16 protein-coding genes are annotated in these 21,734 nt (G+C 68.1%); 10 read left to right on the top strand and 6 right to left on the bottom strand.

Annotation, left to right across the window (positions count from 1 at the left end; translation table 11 throughout):
* Window positions 1-3 precede the first annotated feature (3 nt).
* A complete protein-coding gene (gene minC, locus ACLBWX_RS11995; protein WP_447677412.1) occupies window positions 4-669 on the bottom strand; it encodes a septum site-determining protein MinC in 666 nt (221 codons plus the stop codon).
* 437 nt (window positions 670-1,106) lie between these two features.
* Between minC and ACLBWX_RS11990 the strand changes: the two genes are divergently transcribed.
* The 5 genes from ACLBWX_RS11990 (at window position 1,107) to ACLBWX_RS11970 (ending at window position 6,256) form a co-directional block, all read left to right on the top strand.
* Entirely contained in the window at window positions 1,107-1,445 is a 339-nt protein-coding gene (locus ACLBWX_RS11990; protein WP_447677290.1) for an iron transporter, read from the top strand.
* Complete coding sequence (locus ACLBWX_RS11985) at window positions 1,442-2,980, top strand: PepSY-associated TM helix domain-containing protein (protein ID WP_447677289.1); 1,539 nt, start codon at window positions 1,442-1,444, stop codon at window positions 2,978-2,980. Before ACLBWX_RS11990 ends, ACLBWX_RS11985 begins: the two co-directional genes overlap by 4 nt.
* On the top strand, window positions 2,977-3,315 hold the full coding sequence (locus ACLBWX_RS11980; protein WP_447677288.1) for a DUF3325 domain-containing protein: 339 nt from the start codon (window positions 2,977-2,979) through the stop codon (window positions 3,313-3,315). The genes ACLBWX_RS11985 and ACLBWX_RS11980 overlap by 4 nt, the downstream gene beginning before the upstream one ends.
* A gap of 52 nt (window positions 3,316-3,367) precedes the next feature.
* Window positions 3,368-4,660, top strand: coding sequence for an ArgE/DapE family deacylase (locus tag ACLBWX_RS11975; RefSeq protein WP_447677287.1), 1,293 nt, complete (start codon window positions 3,368-3,370; stop codon window positions 4,658-4,660).
* A 96-nt stretch (window positions 4,661-4,756) separates the two neighbouring features.
* Window positions 4,757-6,256, top strand: coding sequence for a hypothetical protein (locus ACLBWX_RS11970; RefSeq protein ID WP_447677286.1), 1,500 nt, complete (start codon window positions 4,757-4,759; stop codon window positions 6,254-6,256).
* Between the two features lie 4 nt (window positions 6,257-6,260).
* Here ACLBWX_RS11970 and ACLBWX_RS11965 read toward each other — a convergent pair whose 3' ends face one another.
* From ACLBWX_RS11965 to ACLBWX_RS11955, 3 genes are all read right to left on the bottom strand, one after another.
* Window positions 6,261-7,586: a dicarboxylate/amino acid:cation symporter gene (locus ACLBWX_RS11965; RefSeq protein ID WP_447677285.1), complete on the bottom strand. Its 1,326-nt coding sequence runs from the start codon at window positions 7,584-7,586 to the stop codon at window positions 6,261-6,263.
* A 285-nt stretch (window positions 7,587-7,871) separates the two neighbouring features.
* Window positions 7,872-9,287, bottom strand: coding sequence for an aspartate ammonia-lyase (gene aspA / locus ACLBWX_RS11960; RefSeq protein ID WP_447677284.1), 1,416 nt, complete (start codon window positions 9,285-9,287; stop codon window positions 7,872-7,874).
* A 245-nt stretch (window positions 9,288-9,532) separates the two neighbouring features.
* On the bottom strand, window positions 9,533-10,432 hold the full coding sequence (locus ACLBWX_RS11955) for a LysR family transcriptional regulator (RefSeq protein WP_447677283.1): 900 nt from the start codon (window positions 10,430-10,432) through the stop codon (window positions 9,533-9,535).
* Window positions 10,433-10,608: 176 nt separating this feature from the next.
* Between ACLBWX_RS11955 and ACLBWX_RS11950 the strand changes: the two genes are divergently transcribed.
* The 5 genes from ACLBWX_RS11950 (at window position 10,609) to ACLBWX_RS11930 (ending at window position 18,901) form a co-directional block, all read left to right on the top strand.
* On the top strand, window positions 10,609-11,916 hold the full coding sequence (locus ACLBWX_RS11950; protein WP_447677282.1) for an MFS transporter: 1,308 nt from the start codon (window positions 10,609-10,611) through the stop codon (window positions 11,914-11,916).
* 157 nt (window positions 11,917-12,073) lie between these two features.
* Complete coding sequence (gene typA / locus ACLBWX_RS11945) at window positions 12,074-13,894, top strand: translational GTPase TypA (RefSeq protein WP_447677281.1); 1,821 nt, start codon at window positions 12,074-12,076, stop codon at window positions 13,892-13,894.
* A gap of 572 nt (window positions 13,895-14,466) precedes the next feature.
* Window positions 14,467-15,519 carry a hypothetical protein gene (locus tag ACLBWX_RS11940; protein WP_447677280.1) on the top strand — a complete coding sequence of 351 codons (1,053 nt, stop codon included), beginning with the start codon at window positions 14,467-14,469 and terminating at the stop codon, window positions 15,517-15,519.
* Between the two features lie 12 nt (window positions 15,520-15,531).
* Window positions 15,532-16,866, top strand: coding sequence for an IS1182 family transposase (locus ACLBWX_RS11935; RefSeq protein ID WP_447677279.1), 1,335 nt, complete (start codon window positions 15,532-15,534; stop codon window positions 16,864-16,866).
* Window positions 16,867-16,978: 112 nt separating this feature from the next.
* Window positions 16,979-18,901, top strand: a complete 1,923-nt coding sequence (locus ACLBWX_RS11930; RefSeq protein WP_447677411.1) for an Eco57I restriction-modification methylase domain-containing protein — start codon at window positions 16,979-16,981, stop codon at window positions 18,899-18,901.
* Window positions 18,902-18,931: 30 nt separating this feature from the next.
* Here ACLBWX_RS11930 and ACLBWX_RS11925 read toward each other — a convergent pair whose 3' ends face one another.
* Window positions 18,932-20,587 carry an acyl-CoA synthetase gene (locus ACLBWX_RS11925; protein ID WP_447677278.1) on the bottom strand — a complete coding sequence of 552 codons (1,656 nt, stop codon included), beginning with the start codon at window positions 20,585-20,587 and terminating at the stop codon, window positions 18,932-18,934.
* 96 nt (window positions 20,588-20,683) lie between these two features.
* Window positions 20,684-21,142 carry a lipocalin-like domain-containing protein gene (locus ACLBWX_RS11920; protein WP_447677277.1) on the bottom strand — a complete coding sequence of 153 codons (459 nt, stop codon included), beginning with the start codon at window positions 21,140-21,142 and terminating at the stop codon, window positions 20,684-20,686.
* Window positions 21,143-21,734 lie beyond the last annotated feature (592 nt).

Here is a 21,734-nt window from a genome sequence, read left to right as displayed (position 1 = left end):
GACCTATTCCAACGCCGCTACCTTGATCGCGTCGCCCTCGAGCCGAACCTGCGCCGGCAAGCCGCGCTGGACCGGACCGAGATCGTCGGCGGTGCGGTAGAGCCCGTCGATGGCGATGAGTTCGGGCTCGAACCGGCGGCAGGTGATGCGCGCCTCCGGATTGCCCGCCGCTCCCGCGATCGCGCGGCCGCGCAGGGCGCCGTAGACGTGGAGCGAGCCCCCCGCGATCACCTCGGCCCCGGAGGCCACAGAGCCCATCACGATGATGTCGCCCTCGAGATGCAGGATGGTCTGGCCGGAGCGCACCGGCGCGTCGAGGATCAGCGAGCGGAAAGGAGCCGGCGCGGACGGTACGACGGGCGCATCCGGCCCGGCGTCCGGCGTCGCCTCCGGCGCCGGGACCGCGTCGACCGGGCGCCCGCCCGCAGGAGGCGGCGGCAGACCGGGGCCGAGCTGCCCCGGATCCGCGCCCTCGATGCCCATCACGGCGACGTCGCGGGCGGCGAGATCGGCCACGAGGGCGACGAGGTCCTCCCGCTCGAGCCCGAGCCCGGCCACGTCGAGAATGACGGGCCGCCCGACGAAGAAGGCCGGCGAGCGCCGGGCCAGCGCGTCGAGGTCGTCGAGCCAGTCCGAAACGGGCAGCACCGGGGCGAGCACCAGAGCCATGAACGAGCGGCCGCGGAAGCGGATCGGGGGACGTGGGGAGCTGGAGGTCACGATCGGGTGTCTTGTTCTCGGGCGATGTTCGCGGGAAGCGGGCGCTGGCCGTCACCTTATCCTAACCCGCGTTGCGGGTGCACAGGGCGCGACCTGCGGCTCGTCAACACGATTTCCGCCGGATCACCGGCATGGTGGGCCATCCACAGTGTGTCCGGGTCTTCGACGAAAGCGCAGGCAATCCGCAGCATGCCACAATCGAATTGGAATGATTCCATAACATAGCGTTTGCGAGCCCAAGACCAGGATCGCTATAGCGGGGCGATCCCCGTGAGATCGGGAGCCGGTCCGGCAGGTTGTCCCGGTCTGGAAAGCCGATTCTGCCTGCCGTTGCGGGACCCATCTCCGCCCGCGTCTCGCCCGCGCTCGTCTCGAAGGTGTTGCCCGTGACGGATGTTTCCAGTCCCCCCGACGGGGTCCGCCTGCGACGAGGCTGGCGCTACCGCTCGGCGGTGGCCGCGCGCGTGGGTCTGGCGGCTTTCGGCGGTTACGCGCTGGCGGCGCTCGCGACGGCCTTCCTGTCGCTGACCCTGCCGATGGTGCGCTCGGAAGCGGTGGCCACCGCGACCCTGATCAGCTTCGCCATCCTGGCCGGCGCCGTGATCTGGGTCTTCGCCGCCCGCACCGTGCTGCGTGCCGCCTTGGGCCTCGGGCTCCCGATCGTGCTGCTGGGCCTCGGCCTCTGGCTCGCCCTCGACGGCGCTGCGATGGGCCCGCCCGCATGAGGCAGGGTTTTCGCCAGTCCATGGCCTGGCTTCACTCCTGGGCTGGGCTCGTCACCGGATGGGTGATGTTCGCCGTGTTTCTCACCGGCACCGCCACCTATTACCGCACCGACATCTCGCTCTGGATGCGCCCGGAACTCCGCGCCGGCCCCACCGATCCGGTCCCGGCGGCCGAGCGCGGCGTCGCCTACCTGAAAGCCCACGCGCCGAAGGCCATGGCCTGGTACGTCTCGGTGCCGCAGCCGGACCGGCCGTTGATCGGCGTCTACTGGATGGACAGCCTGGAGGCGCCCCTCGGCCAAGCCCGGCTCGACGTCGAGTCGGGCGCGCCCACCCGGGCGCGGGACACCCAGGGCGGCGATTTCTTCTACCGCTTCCACTACGAACTCCAGATGATGCCGATGCTCGGCCGCTGGATCGTCGGTGCCGCCGCGCTGATCCTCTTCGTCGCCCTGATCTCCGGCATCGTCACGCACCGGCGCATCTTCGCCGACTTCTTCACCTTCCGGCGGGACAAGTCGGCCCAGCGCGGCTGGCTCGATGCGCACAACGTCACCGGCGTGCTCGCCCTGCCGTTCCACCTGATGATCACCTATACGGGCATCGTGACCCTCGGCGTGATGTACATGCCCTGGGGCGTGACGGCGGCCTACAAGGGGGACGAGCTGCGCTTCTACGTCGAGGCGGCCCAGACCACGGCCTGGCGTGCGGCCGCCGGCCGGTCCGCGGAGGCGCTGCCGCTGGCGCCGCTCCTGGTCAGGGCGCAGGGCGAGGTGGCCGAGCCCCTCGAGATGGTCATCGTGAACAACCCGGGCGACGCCAACGCCACGGTGGTCGCCGTGTTCGAGGAGCCCCACGGGCTGGCTCACCAGCACCCGCAGATCGCCTTCGATGCGGTCTCCGGTGCGATCGTCGAACGGGTGGGGACGCTGAAGCCGGCGGCGCACGTCTTCACCAGCTTCATGGGCCTGCACGAGGCGCATTTCGCCAGCACGGCCCTCCGGGCGCTGTTCTTCCTCTGCGGCCTGCTCGGCTCGGCCACCATCGCCACGGGCCTCGTGCTCTGGACCGTCGCCCGCGCCCCCAAAGCGGGGGGCGTGCCGGGCTTCGGCCTGCGCCTCGTCCGCGGCCTCAACATCGGCACGATCCTCGGCCTGCCCATCGGCATGGCGGCGTTCTTCCTCAGCAACCGGCTGCTGCCCGCCGATCTCGCCCACCGGGCGACTTGGGAGGGAACCGTGTTCTTCGGCGCCTGGACGCTCGCCGCACTCGTGCCCCTGGTTCGCCCGCACCGACGGGTCTGGACCGAGATGGGCCTCGCCGCAGGCCTCCTGTTCGGTGCCGTTCCGGTGGTCAGCGCCCTGACGACGGATCGCGGGCTCGACTTCCTGGCCTTCGACACCGCCATGCTGGGGCTCGGTCTCGTGCTGGCCCTCGGTTCCCGCAAGGTCGCCCGATACGAGGAGCGCCGCCAGGTCGCGAAGGCGGCGCGCTCCGTCCAGGGCCGGTCGCCCAAAGGTCTCGTCGAAGCATGACGCCGCTCTCCATCGCCCTCAACCTCGCCCTGAGCTTCGCCGGGCTCGCCGCCCTCTGCCTCGCCATGGACCGGCACCACCGGGCCATCGCGGGGCACGGCCAGAGCCGGGGGGGCGCCCGGGCGCTGCGCCTGGCCGGCTGGGCCGCCATCGCCGCGTCCTTCGCGGCGGCCGTCGTGACTGCGGATTGGAACTTCGGCCCGGTGCAGTGGATCGGCTCGCTCACGGGCGCGGCCCTCCTCGTGGTCGCACTGGTCTCCTACCGCCCGGCCTGGATCCGCCCGGCAGCCCTCCTCGCCCTGCCGCTGGCCCTCGCGGCGGCGCTGCTCGCCTGAACGCCCCGGCATCGCTATCCTGGCCGCACACGCTGCCCGCGCAGGAGATCCGATGCCCCTCGATCCCGCCCTTGCCGCCCGCATCGCCGAGGCCGTCGCGGCGGGGTTCCCCGAGCAGGTCGCCCATACCCAGGCCCTGGTGCGGTTCGGTTCGACGCGGGGTGCCGAGCACGCGATCCAGGATTTCGTCTTCCGCGCCTTCCGCGCGCGCGGCTACGCGCTCGACCGCTTCACCATGGACGGGGCCGCCCTGTCGGCTCACCCCGGCGGGGCCGCGATGTCCGAGACGCATTCGCAGGCGCCCCTCGTCGTCGGCATCCACCGGCCGCGGATCGAGACGGGGCGCTCGCTGATCCTCCAGGCCCATGTCGACGTGGTGCCGCCTGGCCCCGCCGACCTCTGGACCCACCCGCCCTTCGAGCCCGTCATCGACGGCGACTGGATGTACGGACGAGGCGCCGCCGACATGAAGGCGGGCCACGCCGCCAACCTGTTCGCCCTCGACGCGCTGGCCAGGATCGGGCTTCAGCCGGCCGCCACCGTCACCCTGCAATCCGTGGTCGAAGAGGAGTCCACCGGCAACGGCGCCCTGATGACCCACCTGCGCGGCTACCGCGCCGACGCCGTGCTGATCCCCGAGCCCGAGGAGGAGAAACTCGTGCGCGCCAATGTCGGCGTGCTCTGGTTTACCGTCGAGGTCCGCGGCCGCCCGGTCCATGTCCGCGAGATGGGAGCGGGGGCCAACGCCATCGACGCCAGCTACCGGGTGATCGGCGCCCTCAGGGCGCTCGAGGCGCGATGGAACGCCGAGAAGGCGGCCCATCCCCACTTCGCCGACCAGCCCGACGCCATCAACCTCAATGTCGGTCGGATCGAGGGCGGCGATTGGGCCTCTTCGGTGCCGGCCTGGTGCCGGATCGACTGCCGGATCGCTCTCTATCCTGGCCTCTCGGCCGGGGAGGCCGCCCGCGCGGTGGAGCAGGCGATCACCGATTTCGCTCGGGACGACGCCTTCCTGTCGAACACGCCGCCTCGCATCGCCTTCGACGGCTTCTTCTCCGAAGGCTACGTGCTGCCGGAGGGGTCGGAGGCCGAGGCGGTGCTCGGCCGCGCGCACCGGGTCGCGACGGGCTCGGAGTTGCAGAGCTTCATGTCGCCGAGCTACCTCGATACCCGGGTCTACGCCCTCTACGACCAGGTGCCGGCGCTGTGCTACGGACCGATCAGCCAGAACATCCACGGCTTCGACGAGCGCGTCAGCCTCGCCTCCGTGCAGCGGACCACCACCGCGATGGCGCTGTTCATCGCCGAATGGTGCGGGACGGAGAGCCGGGACGCCGGCTGACCCGGCGGCCATCCGCGACATTGTGAGGACCGGTGGTGTGGATGGCGCCACGGCGAAGCCTTGCCGAACCGTGGGGCTACGCTAACCCTCTCTCCCGTGACACATTCGCGTAACCGCCCCCCCGCCACGCCGCCCGGCGTCCTCCGCAAGCGGCTGCTCCCGTCGGCGTTTGTTGCGCTCCTCCCTGGGCTCGCGGCCGGCGGTGCGGGCGCGCAGACAACCGATACGAGCTGCTACGTCACCGGTGGCGGCACCCTGGAGATCTGCCGCGGAAGCGAGGCCGAGGGAGTGTTCTTCGCGCCCCGACCCTGTGAATCCGCCAGCGGCGTGCAGGTCGTCCGAACGACGCCCGGCACCGGTCCGCTCCAGGCGGTGTATCAGGCCGAGACCCCGTTGGCGGCCGGGAAACCCCGGCGCGGCGAGGCGGCCGAGTCCTGTGCGCCGCGCCGAGCCACCGACCCCCTCGACGGCGGCTCGGTCCGCTCCGGTGCGATGCCGGAGCAACTCGCCACCACAATGCCGCCGACCCAGGGACGCCTATGGGAGATGGCCCGCGAGGTCACCCGCAGCCAGGAGGGTCGCCGAGAGCGTGGACGTCGCGGCCGTCGCCGTGCCGAGGTGTCGCCGCCCCCCGAACCGGTCACAGAGGGCACGGCCGCCCGCCACCCGATGATGGTGTCGGGACGCGCCTGGGGCGGCGACGCCTACAGCTACGTGTTCTTCCTCGCGGCGGTGCCCACGGAGGTGGGCAACCGGCACGCGCTGCTCCAGGCTCGCACGCTGGACTTCACCAGCTTCGACATCCGCGGCCGCACCGAGGCGGGGACGGTCTGGACGCCCTTCGGCGGGGACCGGCCGGAGGGGCGCTCCCGCCGGGGCCGGTCCCGGCCGCAAGAGGCACCGAGCCCCAGCGCCGTCCTCGACGAGACCGGAGCGGCGATCATCGGCAACTGCGCCGGCCAGGGCTTCGACCGCACCGATCTGGTCGGCGCGATCAGCGTGGTCGATCAAGTCTACCACTACCATTACACTGACGTGCTGCCCTCCGACTGCAACGAGCCGGTGGCGACGCGGCGCATGGGCCTCTACCTGCGCACCAGCCGCGACCTCGCCGCCGACCGCGTCTGGTCGCCGGCCCGTACCATCGTCGAGCCGCTGCCGGCCCAGAGCCTGGTGCGGGTGGCCAAGGCGCGGGACATGGACCGGTGGGTCGCGGCCTATCGCTGCAACCGCCCCGCCAACACCATGGACGGGCCCGTCGCCGATATCTGCGTGCAATACACCGCCGACCTCGCGCCCGGCTCCCTCGCGGCCCTGACCTGGTTCTCGGAGCCGCAGGCGATCATGCGCTCCACCGCCTATCTCGGCCTGCGCTCGGGCGGCGACGGATCGGGACGATTCGGCCGCAGCCAGCACTTCTGGATGACCGACCGCTTCGGCAACCTCGCGACCCCCACGAACTACCGCGCCAAGGCCGGCTTCCTGACCTGGCTCGACCGGCTCGCGCCGGGACCAGGCGGCGCGAGCGCGTCCAGCGTGTTCGGCCGCCCGGTCTACTGGGCGACCTGGTCCGTGCGGCCGGTGGCGGTAAAGTAGCGCCTCAGGCCCGGGCCGGGGCGAGCACCGCCCCCGCCTGCGCGGGCGCGTCGGTTCCCGTTTTCCCCTCGGCATCCATTTCACCCTGCCACTGGGCGACGGCCGCCGTGGCGAGGCCGTTGCCGAGAACGTTGGTGACGGTGCGGCCCATGTCGAGGATCTGGTCGACGCCCATGATCAGCAGGATGCCGGCGGCCGGCAGCCCGAACATCGGCACGGTCGCGGCCACCACAACGAGGGAGGCGCGCGGCACGCCGGCGATGCCCTTGCTCGTCACCATCATGACGAGGAGCATGGTGAACTGCTCGGCGACGCCGAGATGGATGCCGAAGGCCTGGGCGATGAAGAGCGCCGCCATCGCCTGGTACATCATCGAGCCGTCGAGATTGAACGAGTAGCCGAGCGGCAGCACGAAGCCGGTGACGCGGGGACGCACGCCGAACTTTTCCAGCACCTCGACGGTGCGGGGGAAGGCGGCCTCGCTCGAGGCGGTGGAGAAGGCGAGGATCATCGGCGCACGCAGGAGATCCAGGAGGCGCACCACCCGGTTGCCGAGGACGAGCCAGCCGGCGCCGATCAGGATCACCCAGAGGACCGCCAGGCCGAGGTAGAACGCGCCGATGAACTTGCCGTAGTCGATGAGGACGCCGAGGCCCTGGACCGTGATCACCGCCGCGATCGCGGCGAAGACCGCCAGCGGTGCCAGCCGCATCACCGCGTCCGTGACGGCGAACATCACGCGGGCGAGGCCGTCGATCATGTGCACCATCGGATCGGCGTAGCGCCGGTCGATCACGCTGAGGCCGGAGCCGAAGAAGATCGAGAACACCAGGATCTGCAGCACCTCGTTGGTGGCCATGGCCGAGACGATGCTGGTCGGGAAAACGTGGGTGAGGAAGTCGCGCAGATTGAGCGAGGCGCCCTTCAGCCCGGTCTGCGCGCCGGTATCCGGCAGCGGCAGGTCGAGCCCGGCGCCGGGCTGGAACAGGTTGGCCACGAGAAACCCGAGGGTCAGCGACACCACGGAGGCGGTCAGGAACCAGCCCATGGCCATGGCGGCGACCCGCCCGACGGAGCGGGTGTCGCCGAAACTCGCAATGCCCGACACGATGGTGGCGAAGACCAGGGGCGCGATGATCATCTTGATCAGGCGCAGGAAGATGTCGGTGCAGAGGGTGAGGTATCCGGCGATCTCCTTGGCTTCCGCCGGCCCCGCCGCCATTCCGTGCAGGATCGCCCCGACAAGGATGCCGAGGACGAGGCCGATCCCCGTGTAGAGGGTCAGACGGCCGGGTTTCTTGCCGTCCGCCTTGGTGTCGCCGTGGGTCATGGTGTTCCTCCCGAGTATTGATCGGTGCGCGTCAGCGAGGCGCTTGGGTTCGAGACCTCGTCGCAGGTCATGGCGTGACCCGAAGTGTCGAGCTTGGCGGTGCACGGCTCTCCTCACAGCGGATCTCGGACCTGTCCGACATCCGTCGAGCGTGTGGAGGGAGCGGTTGGAGGCGAGGGCGGTCGGGCGGCCCCGACTGTGAGGAAGATGGCTGACCATCCCCACCTCCTGCCCCTCCCCGCGAGGGGGGAGGGGAGGTCCGAACTGTGACCGAAGGCGCCTGCCTCAGGCCCCTGCGAAGGCCTGCGGCCGCGTCAGGCGGTCCGGCTGGAGCACGGCGTCGAGCTGCGCCTGGGCCATCAGGCCCTTCTCGAGGACGAGTTCGTACACCCCGCGCCCGGTGGCATGGGCCTCCAGGGCCACTTCGGTGGCGTTCCGGTAGCCGATATAGGGGTTGAGGGCGGTGACGATGCCGATCGATTGCTCGACGCTGGCACGCAGGCGCTCGCGGTTGGCGGTGATGCCCTGGATGCAGTGGACGTCGAGGGTGATGCAGGCCGCGCGCAGGTGCGTGAGGCTGTTGAACAGACTGTAGCCGATGACCGGTTCGAAGGCGTTGAGCTGGAGCTGGCCGGCCTCGGCCGCGAAGGTGATGGTCACGTCGTTGCCGATGACCTCGAAGGCGACCTGGTTGACCACCTCGGGGATCACCGGATTGACCTTGCCGGGCATGATCGAAGAGCCCGCCTGGCGCGCCGGCAGGTTGATCTCGTTGAAGCCGGCCCGCGGGCCGCTGGAGAGGAGCCGCAGGTCGTTGCAGGTCTTCGACATCTTGACGGCCACCCGCTTGAGCACGCCCGAAAGCTGCACGAAGGCGCCGCAATCCTGGGTCGCCTCGACGAGATCCTCGGCGGTCTGCAGGGGGATGCCAGTGATCTCGGAGAGACGTGCGCAGACGAGCGCGGCGTAGAGCGGATGCGCGGTGATGCCGGTGCCGATGGCGGTGGCGCCCATGTTGATCTCGCGGATCAGCAAGGCCGCCTCCCCCAGCCGTGCCTCGTCCTCGCGCAGCATCAGCGCGTAGGTGCCGAATTCCTGGCCCAGCGTCATCGGCACCGCGTCCTGCAGTTGGGTGCGGCCCATCTTCAGGATGTCGGCAAACTCGGTCGCCTTGGCGGCGAAGCTGCCGCGTAAGGCCGCCATCGCCTCGATCAGCCGACGGATTGCGCCGGTGGCGGCGATCTTCAGGGCGGTCGGATACACGTCGTTGGTGCTCTGGCCCATGTTGACGTGCTCGTTCGGGTGCAGGTGTTCGTAGGCGCCGCGTCCGTGGCCGAGGATCTCCAGCGCCCGGTTGGCGATGACCTCGTTGGCATTCATGTTGGTGGAGGTGCCCGCCCCGCCCTGGATCAGGTCCACCACGAACTGGTCGTGCAGGGCGCCGGCGCGGATCTCCTCGCAGGCCGCCACGATGGCGTCCGTGCGGGCCGCGTCGAGGAGGCCGAGCTCGCGGTTGGCCAGCGCCGCCGCCTGCTTGATCGCCGCGAGCGCGTTGATGAGGTCGGGGCAGTCGGCCAGGGTCCGGCCGGTGATCGCGAAGTTCTCGACCGCCCGGAGGGTGTGGACGCCGTAATAGGCCCCCTGCGGCACCTCCCGGTCGCCCAGGAGGTCGTGCTCGGTGCGGGTCGGATGGTCGGTCACGGTTCTCTCCTGGTGTCCGGGGGCGATCGGCGTGCGGATGCGATCGGGCACGGTGTGCCCGGCGGGAAACGGCCACGCGGACGCGTCGGCGCAGCCGCGCGGGCGGCCTCGCCTGGGGTCTTCGTGGAGGGTCGGGATGGTGTCGCGCCCGAGGTTCGTAGGCGGGGCGGCTGCGGCTCTGAGCGCCGCTGATGAGGGCAGTAGTCCCGTGCCTTGGCAGACGCCAATGCTAGTTTCGACCGAGTTTATTCCTGCAGTGCATAGTTCGGTTCATCAAGGGCGGCAGCGGCCCAGACTGCGTCGAGGAAGGGCCGGGCGCGCTCGGCGCTGCGGTAGAGCCGGATCTCCATCAGCATCTCGGAGCTGACGACCTCAAGGGCACCGGAGGCGATCTCGCCCGCCACCAGACTGACGGGGAGCCAGGCCACGCCGTGGCCGGCCAGCGCCATGGAGCGCAGGGCCTCGGCCATGGAATTCTCGTTCGTATGGATGGGGTAGGTGACCGGTGCGCCCTCCCTGGACTGGGCGATGGCGGCCAGGAGACCGAGGAAGGAGCCGCGCGAATATTGCAGCAGCGGCAGCCGGCCCGCCCGGTCGGGGGGCAAGCCGTTCGGGGCGGCCACCGCCACGAGGCTGTCGCGCCCGATGACCCGGTGGGGATAGCGCTCCGGATCGAGCGGCATCGGGATACCTGGATGGTGATAGGTCAGCAGCAGGTCATAGCCGCCTTCCACCAGGGCCTGGACGCAGATGTTGAAGTTGTCGGGTAGGACCCGGCTCGCCATCGGCCCCACCGCCTCGCGGATGCCGTTCAGCCAGCGGGGCAGGACGGACAGGCAGAGGGAGTGGAGCGCCGCGATCGTCACCACCGGCAGGCTGGAGCGCTCGCTGCGGTTGCGGAAGTCGGTGCGGCTGAGGGTGAGGAGGCGGAGGACCTCCTCGGCGGTCTCGAGGAACTGGCGGCCATCCGCCGTGAGGGTGATCGGGTAGGTGCTGCGGTCGAGGAGCACGGTGCCGAGCCAGACTTCCAGGGAGCGGATGCGCCGGCTGAAGGCCGATTGGGTGACGAAGCGTGCCTCTGCCGAGCGCGAGAAGCTGCGGGTCTCGGCGAGGCTGATGAAGTCCTCGATCCACTTGAGTTCCATCGTCGTCCTTCGTCGCCGCCCGCTGCCGCTCCGGAAACCGGCCGCGAACTCTCGCATCCGGGCGCGCGAACCGGCAAGGTGGAGGCCGCTTCGATGCCGTCCGGTCGATCGGTCCGTCCCTTGCTGGGTGCCACGGCCTTGATGCCCCGAGAGAAACGCGCATGCGTCCGACCCCGATGACAGACCCTGCGCCGCGCCAGCCCGCGCGGGCCGCCATCGCCGCCTTCGTCGGCACCACCATCGAGTGGTACGACTTCTTCATCTACGGCACCGCCGCCGCCCTGGTGTTCGGACCGCTGTTCTTTGCCGAGGCGACGCCCTTCGTGGCGACGCTGGCCGCCTTCGGCACCTTCGCGGTGGGCTTCCTCGCCCGACCCCTCGGCGGGCTGGTGTTCGGCCATGTCGGCGACCGGCTCGGCCGCAAGAAGGCGCTCGTCGTCACCCTGGTGATGATGGGGCTGGCCACCACCGGCATCGGCTTGCTGCCGACCTATGCCAGCATCGGGATATGGGCGCCGATCGCGCTGGTCTGCCTGCGCATCCTCCAGGGCATCGCGGTGGGCGGCGAATGGGGCGGGGCGGTGCTGCTGGCCGCCGAACACGCGCCGAAGGGGCGCTCGACCTTCTTCGCCTCCTTCGCGCAACTCGGCAGCCCGGCGGGGCAGATCCTGTCGCTGCTGGCCTTCCGCCTCGCGGGGCTGATGGACAAGGAGAGCTTTCTCGCCTGGGGCTGGCGGCTACCCTTCCTCGTCAGCATCGTGCTGCTCTTGGTCGGCCTGTTCATCCGCCTCGGCGTCGGTGAATCACCGGACTTCCAGGATGATCGAAAGGCGGGGAGCCGGAGGGCGGAGCCGGCTCCCATCCGAGAGGTCCTGGCCACCAGCCTGACGCCGCTGGCGCTGGCCGCGGGGGCCAACACCTTCGCGATCGGCTCGGTCTACCTCTTCAACACCTTCATGATCACCTACACCACGCAATATCTCGGCCTGCCCCGGGCGACGATCCTCGACGCGCTGCTGGTGGCGGCCTGCGTCCAGCTGGTGATGACGCCGGTGGGCGCGCGCATCGCCGAAGCCATCCGCAACGAGCGGCTGTTCCTTCAGGGCACCCTGATCTGGGCGATGCTGGCGCCCTATCCGCTGTTCCTCCTCGTGGACCTCGGTTCGGTGCCCGCCCTGATGCTGGGTCTCGCCCTCAACGTGGTGGGCAGCGCCACTTTCTACGCGGTCATCGCCGGCTACGTGGCCGGCGCCTTCCCGACGCGGGTGCGCTACACCGCGATCTCGGTGGCCTATCAGGTCTGTGGCGCGGTGGCGGGCGGGCTCACCCCGATCATCGGCACCGTCCTGGCCGAGCGCTTCCAGGGGCATTGGTGGCCCATCGCCGTCTTCGGCACCACGCTCGCGGCGATCTCGTTCGTCTGCGTCACGGCACTCGGCCGCTACCGGGCGCGCACCCCGCTCCCGGAGGTCGCCCGCACCTGACGAGGGTGGGGCATGTCCGGCCTTACGGCGCTCGCCCCTTGCCCCGGAGCCCCACACCTTATATTGCGACGCGATAGCTCGATCCCGTGACCCGGCGCTGCCGGCCGCATTCCTGCGGCCCGTCGCGTGACGGGCTCTTCTCGCTTCCGGATACCCTATGAAGCTTCGCAACATCGCCATCATCGCCCACGTCGACCACGGCAAGACGACGCTCGTCGACAAGCTGCTGTCGCAATCCGGATCGTTCCGCGAGAACCAGCGCGTCGAAGAGCGCGCCATGGACTCGAACGATCTCGAGAAGGAGCGCGGCATCACCATCCTGGCCAAGGCGACGTCGGTCGTCTGGAAGGACACCCGCGTCAACGTCGTCGACACCCCCGGCCACGCCGATTTCGGCGGCGAGGTGGAGCGCATCCTCTCGATGGTGGACGGCGTGATCGTGCTCGTGGATGCCGCCGAAGGCCCGATGCCCCAGACCAAGTTCGTGGTCGGCAAGGCCCTCAAGATCGGCCTCAAGCCGATCGTGGCCATCAACAAGGTCGACCGTCCGGACGCCCGCATCACCGAGGTGGTGAACGAGGTGTTCGACCTCTTCGCGGCGCTCGACGCCACCGACGACCAGCTCGACTTCCCGATCCTCTACGGCTCGGGCCGCGCCGGCTGGATGGCGACCTCGCCGGACGGCTCGCAGGAGGATGGTCTCGCGCCGCTGTTCGACCTCGTGCTCGCACACGTGCCCCAGGCCAGGGTCGAGGACGGCCCGTTCCGGATGCTCGGCACCCTTCTCGAGGCCAACCCGTTCCTCGGCCGCATCATCACCGGCCGCATCGCGTCGGGAACCGTGAAGCCGAACCAGGCCATCAAGGTCATGGACCGCACCGGCAAGCTCGTGGAGACCGGCCGCGTCTCGAAGATCCTGGCCTTCCGCGGCCTCGAGCGCGCGCCCATCGACATCGGCGAGGCCGGCGACATCGTCTCCATCGCGGGCCTCGTGAAGGGCACCGTGGCCGACACGTTCTGCGACCCGCAGGTCGACACGCCGATCCAGGCCCAGCCGATCGATCCGCCCACCGTCACCATGTCCTTCATCGTCAACGATTCGCCGCTGGCCGGCACCGAGGGCGACAAGGTCACGAGCCGCATGATCCGCGACCGCCTGTTCAAGGAGGCCGAGGGCAACGTCACGCTTAAGATCGAGGAGGCGGCCGACAAGGATTCGTTCTTCGTCTCGGGCCGCGGCGAACTCCAGCTCGCCATTCTGATCGAGACCATGCGCCGCGAGGGCTTCGAGATCGCCGTCTCGCGTCCCCGCGTGGTGCTCTCCAAGGACGAGAACGACAACGTTCTCGAGCCGGTCGAGGAGGTCGTGGTCGACGTCGACGAGGAGTATTCCGGCGTCGTCGTGCAGAAGATGTCCGAGCGCAAGGCCGAGATGATCGAGATGAAGCCATCGGGCGGCTCCCGCCTGCGCCTCGTCTTCCATGCGCCCACCCGCGGCCTCATCGGCTACCAGGGTGAGCTCATGACCGACACCCGCGGCACCGCGATCATGAACCGCCTGTTCAAGGCCTACGAGCCCTACAAGGGCGAGATGCCCGGCCGACGCAACGGTGTGCTGATCTCGAACGACAAGGGCGAGGCCGTCGCCTACGCCATGTGGAACCTCGAGGACCGCGGCCCGATGATGATCGAGCCCGGCGCCAAGGTCTACCAGGGCATGATCATCGGCGAGCACAACCGTGAGAACGATCTTGAGGTGAACGTGCTCAAGGGCAAGAAGCTCACCAACATCCGCACCACCTCGAAGGACGAGGCCGTGCGCCTCACCCCGCCGATCCGCATGACCCTGGAGCGTTCGCTCGCCTGGATTCAGGACGACGAGCTGATGGAGGTCACGCCGAAGTCCATCCGTCTGCGCAAGACCTACCTCGACCCCAACGAGCGCAAGCGCTTCGAGCGCTCGGGCGGTGCCGCGTAAGCAAGGCTCTTCAAATCTAACGTGACGAAAGGCCGGGCCCAGTGCCCGGCCTTTTTCGTTCTGGTGCTGCCGGTGAGAGGGGCGGTTTCGCAGGGGCGAAGCGATGCATCGGGCACCAGGAGAAATAAACCTAGAATTTAGATAAAACAAACGTTAGGTTGGATCATGCGCACCGTGTTCGTGATCATTGGTCCCGGATCCCCAAGCTTCACAGGCCTGGAACCGCATCGGCACGGGTCGTCTGCCAGATGCAGTGGCATGGATCCGCGGTCGCCCGAAGCGCGCGATCCAGATTGGGCCTGTATCGGAAGGAACCGTCGCCGACCCGGCACCGCGGGTTCGGGCGACGGCGCGCCATCGGCCGTCAATCGCCGGGTTACGAATTTCGTCATGCCAGCCCCTTTGGATTGTCCGAGAATCCGGTCGGTGCCGGCGCCGCGTCGTGCTGCGTAGTCCATCGAGCGACGAGGCCTGAGAAACACGGCTCTGCTTCGTCCCTTCGGACCGTCATCCGGTCGGCATCCATAGCGCTACCGGACCATCGAGACAGGGCGTCAACGGAAACGAAGCGAATGGACCTGCAGCGCGGACCCGACTTCGATCATTTCTTCGATGTCCTGCGCCGGTTATGCCAGCGCTTCGAGAAGTATCGTCCGGAGTACCGCAGGGGACTCGATGAGTATTCCTTGCGGAACGAATACCTCGATCCGTTCTTCGAGGCTCTGGGCTGGGATGTACGAAATACGAAGGACGACCCGCCCTTCATGCGGGACGTGCGGGTCGAGTACAGAGCCTATGACGGGATTATCAATGGAAAGGCCGACTATGTTTTTCGAGTCGGCGGGTTCGACAGATTCGTCTGTGAAGCGAAGAAGTTTCCCGAGAAGCTGGAGAACCATCGGTTCCAGGTTCAGAACTACGTCTACAACCTACGTCTCTGGATCGGTCTGACGACGAACTTCGACGAATTGAATCTGTTCGTCGTCGGAGGAAAGCCGAGCCGCGAGAAACCGTTCAGCGTCGTCCCGGGCTGGCGCCTCTGCTATCAGGACTATCTGGCTGCGGCTCCGAAGATCTGGGACCTACTCTCCCGCCAGGCAGTCGCCGCCGGGTCCCTCGAAGCGTTCATCCAGGACCTTCCCAAGGTCACCTCCCGAACCGAGCGGCAACTCTGGCTGATTAAGCCGGACCGTAACAGGGCCGTCGACACCGATTTTTTGCAGTACCTCGAAGGCGAGCGCGCTCGGCTCGCCAAGTCGCTGATAAAGAACAACGCTGCTTTGCGCTGGGACGTCGACTCCATCAACGAAGCCGTCCAAGTCATCCTCGACCGCCTCATCTTCCAGCGGGTCTGCGAGGACCGCGACATCGACACCTTCCAGCCGCTGCGGCAGGCCCTGCTTCTCTGGGAACGGCACGGACGCCGGAAGGGCGATCTCTGGACCCGCATCGTCGGCAACCAAACGAACATGCGAGCCGCCTTCAATGGCGGGCTCTACGGGCGGACTGGGGCGCCATCGCACTTCGTCGAGGCTTGCTTCGTCGACGACCGGTGGCTCGCCGACTTCATCGAACACCTAGGAGCCCGTCCGAGTAATTCTCTCGACGGCGAGGCGGGAGGGTGATTCACTTGGCTCATGGCCAAGGTGTTTCGCGCGTGGGATGTTGATCAGGGTTGGCTTTTGCCGCCCTCGCTGTACGAGTTCGTGCCGCCCGGGCACATGGCACACTTCGTACGCGACACAGTGCGGGAAGCGCTCGACCTATCGGCCATCCTCGGCACCTATAGTGAGGAGCGCGGCTACCCGCCCTACCATCCGGGTATGATGGTGGCGCTCCTTCTCTACGGCTACAGCCGGGGCCTGTACTCGTTGCGTCAACTCGCCAGGGCCTGCGAGGAGCGGGTCGACGTCATGGCGGTGACGGGCCTGAACCGCCCGGACTTCCGCACCATCGCCGACTTCCGCAAGCGCCACCTCGTGGCCTTGTCCGACCTGTTCGTGCAGGTTCTGCGCCTGTGTCGGGCCGCCGGTCTGGTGCAGTTCGCGCATGTGGCAGTGGACGGCACCAAGGTGAAGGCCAACGCCTCCCGTCATAAGGCGATGAGCTACGGACGCATGAAGACGGCCGAGCCCGCGCTGGCTGCCGAGGTCGACGCGTGGTTGGAGCGGGCGCGTGAGGCCGATGCGGCCGAGGATGAGGCCCAGGGCCCGGACCGGCGCGGGGACGAGACGCCGGACTGGATGGCCGACAAGCAGCGACGCCTGGAGACGATCCGCGCCGCTAAAGCCGCCCTGGAAGTGGAAGCGATCGATCCGCCCGACCCCGAGGACGAGAGCGGGCCGGGTGCATCCTCGGGCATGCGCTGGCAGGGGCGGCCCCTGCGCGGGGAGGACGGCGGTCCACCCGACCGGGCGCAGCGCAACTTCACCGACCCAGACAGCCGCATCCTGCCGACCCGCGACGGGTTCGTGCAGGGCTACAACGGTCAGATCGCCGTTGATGCCGCGCATCAGATCATCGTGGCGCATCGCCTTGTGACGAACGCCTCCGACGCTCGCGCCCTCGTGCCCCTCATCGACGACGCCCGCGCTCATCTCGGGCGCAAGCCGTACGAGGTCTCGGGGGATTCCGGTTTTGCCAACGAGGCGAACATGACCGCCCTGAAGCAGCGCCGGATTGCCGCTTATCTTGCTCCCGGTCGGGTCCGCCATGGCCAAGCGAATGCGGCCGGTCGTCGGACGCTGACGAAGACGCCCCTGATGCACGCGATGGCCGCGCGCCTGAAACGGGCTGGCCGCCGCAGCCGCTACCGCCTCAGGAAGCAGGTCGTCGAGCCGGTGTTCGGGCAGATCAAGCAGGCCCGAGGCTTCCGCCAGTTCTTACTCCGGGGCCTCGATCAGGTCCGGGGCGAATGGGCGATGGTCTGCACCGCCCACAACCTTCTCAAGCTGGCCAAAGCAGGGCGATGAGCTCAAAGCCGACACACCCCTCTGACCAGCCCTCGACGCTCAAACCATCCCATAAACTCGTTACTCGGACGGGCTCCTAGCCGGAGACGAGTCTCCCTATCTCTTCAGCACCCTGCCGATCGAGATCCTCGGATCGGTGTACGAGCGCTTTCTCGGCTCGATCATCGACGACAAGGGGAACGTCACCCCGAAGCCCGAGATCCGCAGGCAGGGCGGCGTCTTCTACACGCCCGAACACATCGTCGCACACATCGTCGACGCTGCCCTGACGCCGCTCCTCGAAGGCAGGACGCCGGAACAGATGCGTCGGATCCGGGTCCTCGACCCGGCGTGCGGATCCGGAACCTTCCTGATCCGGGCGCTGGAGAAGCTGTTCCAGGCGCACATTCATTATTACCATCTCAACGCTGACAAGCGTGACAGAAAGTTCGTCTATATCGACCCACACGGCGACCTAAAGCTCACGAGCGAACTCAAGAAGCGCATCGCGAGGGAGTGCATCTTCGGCGTCGACATTGATCGTCAGGCGGTCGAAGTCTCGGAAATGTCGATCTATCTCAAGATCCTTGAGGGCGAGACGCAATCCACGTTGGGCCGGCAGCGGGTGCTCTTCCCGAACGAGACGTTCCTCCCGGATCTGTCTGGCAACATTCACGTCGGGAACAGCCTCATCGGAACGGATGCCTACGCACTTCTGCCGGCAGGCCTTCGGACCGTTGAGGCGAAGCCGTTCTCCTGGGAGACGGCGTTCCCGGAGGTGCACGCGCGGGGCTGGTTCGACGCCGTCATCGGCAACCCGCCCTACGACGTCATCGAGAAGGAACGCGGGGCAGCGTCCTGGCCGCACGATGTTTTTCGCGCCTATCTCGCGAAGACGGACCGGCTGGATGCCGCTAAGGGCGGCAAGCTGAACCTGTTCCGGTTCTTCCTGATCCAAAGCCTGCAGCGCGTCAGGCCGAACGGTTACCTGGGCATGATCGTGCCCCTGGCGCTTCTGGCGGATTTCAGCTGCAAGAAGACCCGCCTCTCCGTCCTGGATCAACTCGAGGACCTGAACGCGCGCGCCTTTCCGCAGAAGGATATCCGCCAGCATCGCGTTTTCTACGATGCCAAGCTGTCGACCGTGGTCGTGGGCGGCCGCAAGCGCCCGTCGTCGCGGCGCAGGCACAATGCACGCATCGGGCTTCACCTCTATCCCCGGGCATCCTTCGACGATCCATCCCAGAACGTCGCGATGCGGCGCTCCGAGTTGGCCGCCATCGATCCGCTCGGACTACCGATCCCGATCACCGATCAGGACTCATGGGAGCTCGCGAAGAAGCTCCACCAGTCGAACTCGGTCGCGCGGCTCGATGGCATTCGGATCACTCGCGGCGAGATCAATCAGACGACCTACCGCGACTACATTACGGACAATCCCGGACACAGCAGGCTCCTGAAGGGCGTCGAGGTCTCCGCCTATGGGATTCACCGCACCTTGAGCCAGGGCCGGGTCGAGTGGTTCGATCGTGCCCGGTACGAGCGCAGCCGCGTCACGCCGGACGCGGTCGACGTCCGGCGCATCGCCACGCAGAGGATCACCGGCGTCGACGAGCGGCACCGGATCGTCGCGACCCTCTCAGAGCCGGGCTGGTACTTCGCCGATTCGACCAACTCGGTGGTGGTCGCACCGACCTGTCGCCTGTCGCTGGAATACATCCTCGCCTGTCTGAACAGCCGGCTACTGCAGTGGCGCTTTCAGCTGACCAGTTCGAACAACAATGTCGGGACGAACGAACTCGCCGCCCTGCCGATCCGATTGCTCGATCTTGGGGATGCCAGCGAGGCGCGAACCCATGCCGCGATCGTCGCGCAGGTCGGTCACCTGATGCAGCTTCGCGACCGTCTCAACACCACTCCGAGCGTGAAGGTCCGGGCGGAGGCAATTCAGCGCTTCAAGGAGGTCCGGTCCGGTCTCGATCGGACGCTCGGGACGCTCTACAACCTCACCGCGAACGAAGCGGCCCTGGTCGATCGCCGGTTCGGAGTGCCTTAGCGATGCGCCACGGAGACGCCTTCCGTCCGCTCATTCCTCCTTCGCCCGCTCCCTGAGTAGATACTTCTGCACCTTCCCCGTCGAAGTCTTCGGCAGTTCCCCGAACACGATGTGGCGCGGGAGCTTGTAGCCGGCCAAGCGTTCGCGGCACCAGGCGATAAGGGCGTCGGCCTCCACCGCGGCGTCGGCTTTGAGTTCGACGAAGGCCATCGGGGTCTCGCCCCATTTCTCGTCGGGACGGGCGACGACCGCGGCGGCGGAGACGGCGGGGTGGCGGAACAGGGCGTCCTCGACCTCGATGGAGGAGATGTTCTCGCCGCCCGAGATGATGATGTCCTTCGAGCGATCTTTCAGCTGGATGTAGCCGTCGGGATGCTTGACCCCGAGGTCGCCGGAGCGGAACCAGCCGCCCGCGAAGGCCGCCTGCGTCGCCTTCGGATTCTTCAGGTAGCCGCGCATCACCACGTTGCCGCGGAACATCGCCTCGCCCATCGTCTCGCCGTCGGCCGGCACGGATTCGCAGGTTTCCGGATCGCGGATGTCGAAGCCTTCCAGAACTGGGTAGCGCACACCCTGGCGCGCCATCTTGGCGGCCCGCTCCTCGTCGGCGAGGGCATCCCAGTCCCGGTGCCAGGCATTCACCACGGCTGGGCCATAGGTTTCGGTGAGGCCGTAGAGGTGGGTGACGTCGAAGCCCGCGGCGCCCATGGCACCGAGGACCGCCTGGGGCGGGGGGGCTGCCGCCGTTAGGAAGGCGACGCGCCGGGGCAGGGGGCGTCGCTCGGCGTCCGATGCGTTGAGGAGCAACTGCATCACGATCGGCGCGCCGCAGAGATGGGTGACGCCGTGCTCGGCGAGGGCTTGGTAGAGCGCGCCGGCGCGGACCTGGCGCAGGCACACATGCGTGCCGGCCACCACCGACAGGGTCCAAGGGAAGCACCAGCCGTTGCAGTGGAACATCGGCAGGGTCCAGAGATAGATCGGGTGCTGTCCGAGGGCGCCCGTGATGACGTTGCCGAGGCAGAGCAGGGCGGCACCGCGATGGTGGTACACCACCCCCTTCGGATCGCCGGTGGTGCCCGACGTGTAGTTCAGGGAGATCGCGTCCCACTCGTCGCCGGGCATTGCCCAATCCCAGGCCGGGTCCCCCTCTGCCAGCAGGGCTTCGTAGCCGAGACTGCCCAGCGACTCGCCGGAGCCGGTGAATTCGGGGTCGTCGACGTCGATCACCAGGGGCTTCACCCGCGCCCGGGCGAGGGCCGGAGCGACGATCTTCGAGAACTCACGGTCGGTGATCAGCACCTTGGCCTCGCCGTGGTCGAGGCAGAAGGCGAGTCCGGCGGCGTCGAGGCGGGTGTTCAAGGTGTTGAGGACGGCGCCGGTCATCGGCACTCCGTAATGGACCTCGATCATCTCGGGTGTGTTGGCGAGGATGACCGCGACGGTGTCGCCGCGCCCGATGCCCCGCGCCGCGAGTGCGGCGCCGAGGCGGCGGCAGCGCGCGTACAGCTCGGCGTAGCTGCGCCGCAGGGGGCCGTGGATGACGGCGCCATGGTCGGGAAACACCCGCGCCGCCCGGTCGAGGTAGCTCAGGGGCGTCAGCGGCTGGTAGTTCGCCGGATTCCGGTCGAGATCCCGGTCATAGATCGATGGCGCGGCCGTGTCGGCCGTCGTTGAGGTGGTCATCGGCGTATCTCCCTGGAAAGAAGAGTACTCCGCTGGGACGATCCGACAAATCGTTCCGGACGACCACCCACAGCGAGCGTCGCCAGGCGGAAGGATTCAGGATTTGGCGGCGGCGCGGCGCCAGATCAGGTGGTAGGTCACCTCTCGGCCGCCGGACCGGATAGGTGCTGCAGTGCTCAAGCGAAGAACATCTCCTTCGATGGAGACGAGGCGCGGCTGGGTCTGCCCAAGCCAGTTCGGGAACAGCGACACGGCCATTGTGTGGGTGAGCTGCCCGGTATTCGCCTCCGTCCCGAACGGTCCGGAATAGGCGATGTAGCCTGTCGCCTCCGCGGCGAACTCCTCCGGCGTACCCACGAACCAATCGCCCGATGCGAAGTCCGGCCGGCCCGGCCGCATCAACTGGGCCGACATGTATCCGTCCGGCGTGTACAGGATCAGCCCCTGCGGATTCTCGCCCATCGGATAGGACGGCGCCGAGCCGTCGGCGGGCTTCTCGACATAGGACTCCAGCGTCCAGGCTCCGATCAACTGCTCGCGCAAGGTCTTGGTCATCCCACTCCCCATGCCGGTCTTGCCGGTTCCGTCATGAGCGGATGTCCGGCGGCCGCGCCGGCGGTCATCGACACGCGTTATCGAAGAACCTGCTCCGCTCGGCAGGAGTCGTATCGCTTCCGGCCCAGCTTGGAGCCGCGATGGTGCCGGCGATGATGTTAGGCCCGACAGGTCAGGCGCGCGAGAACGCGAATCCCGACCGTCATCGCTTTCGCGTGACAGCCTTGTATCATTGCAGACTAATTGATAGGATTATAATATATCAATGTACTAGGAATTTTAACGTCGAACGCGAAGGGGCTGACATCGCGATCGCGATCCTCCGTCCATTCCCGACGATCGACCGGCGGACCGATGCGACATCCTGGAAGGCGGCTGCATGACCTTTCCGGAATGGCGCGACTGGCCTTTTCCCCAAAACCGAGATCCCGCTCCGTTGAGAGATCCGCACGACGCACCCCGCATCGCGGGCGAATGAATCGAATTCGGCCTCGTCTGCGCACCGTGTCGGTGCCGGGGCCATGGTCTCGCGCGGTCCGGCGTTGCCCGCCCTGCGGGGACGCGGGCCAAACTCGGTCGAGTCCGGCGACGC

It is taken from the genome of Methylobacterium sp. M6A4_1b (genome assembly GCF_053345175.1).
This window is presented reverse-complemented; position numbering and strand designations above follow the sequence as displayed.

Coding starts and splice junctions, on each gene's coding strand:
- minC (WP_447677412.1), bottom strand. CDS start 669: ATGGCTCTGGTGCTCGCCCCGGTGCTGCCCGTTTCGGACTGGCTCGAC.
- ACLBWX_RS11985 (WP_447677289.1), top strand. CDS start 1,442: ATGAGGCAGGGTTTTCGCCAGTCCATGGCCTGGCTTCACTCCTGGGCT.
- ACLBWX_RS11980 (WP_447677288.1), top strand. CDS start 2,977: ATGACGCCGCTCTCCATCGCCCTCAACCTCGCCCTGAGCTTCGCCGGG.
- ACLBWX_RS11975 (WP_447677287.1), top strand. CDS start 3,368: ATGCCCCTCGATCCCGCCCTTGCCGCCCGCATCGCCGAGGCCGTCGCG.
- ACLBWX_RS11965 (WP_447677285.1), bottom strand. CDS start 7,586: ATGACCCACGGCGACACCAAGGCGGACGGCAAGAAACCCGGCCGTCTG.
- ACLBWX_RS11955 (WP_447677283.1), bottom strand. CDS start 10,432: ATGGAACTCAAGTGGATCGAGGACTTCATCAGCCTCGCCGAGACCCGC.
- ACLBWX_RS11950 (WP_447677282.1), top strand. CDS start 10,609: ATGACAGACCCTGCGCCGCGCCAGCCCGCGCGGGCCGCCATCGCCGCC.
- typA (WP_447677281.1), top strand. CDS start 12,074: ATGAAGCTTCGCAACATCGCCATCATCGCCCACGTCGACCACGGCAAG.
- ACLBWX_RS11940 (WP_447677280.1), top strand. CDS start 14,467: ATGGACCTGCAGCGCGGACCCGACTTCGATCATTTCTTCGATGTCCTG.
- ACLBWX_RS11935 (WP_447677279.1), top strand. CDS start 15,532: ATGGCCAAGGTGTTTCGCGCGTGGGATGTTGATCAGGGTTGGCTTTTG.
- ACLBWX_RS11925 (WP_447677278.1), bottom strand. CDS start 20,587: ATGACCACCTCAACGACGGCCGACACGGCCGCGCCATCGATCTATGAC.
- ACLBWX_RS11920 (WP_447677277.1), bottom strand. CDS start 21,142: ATGACCAAGACCTTGCGCGAGCAGTTGATCGGAGCCTGGACGCTGGAG.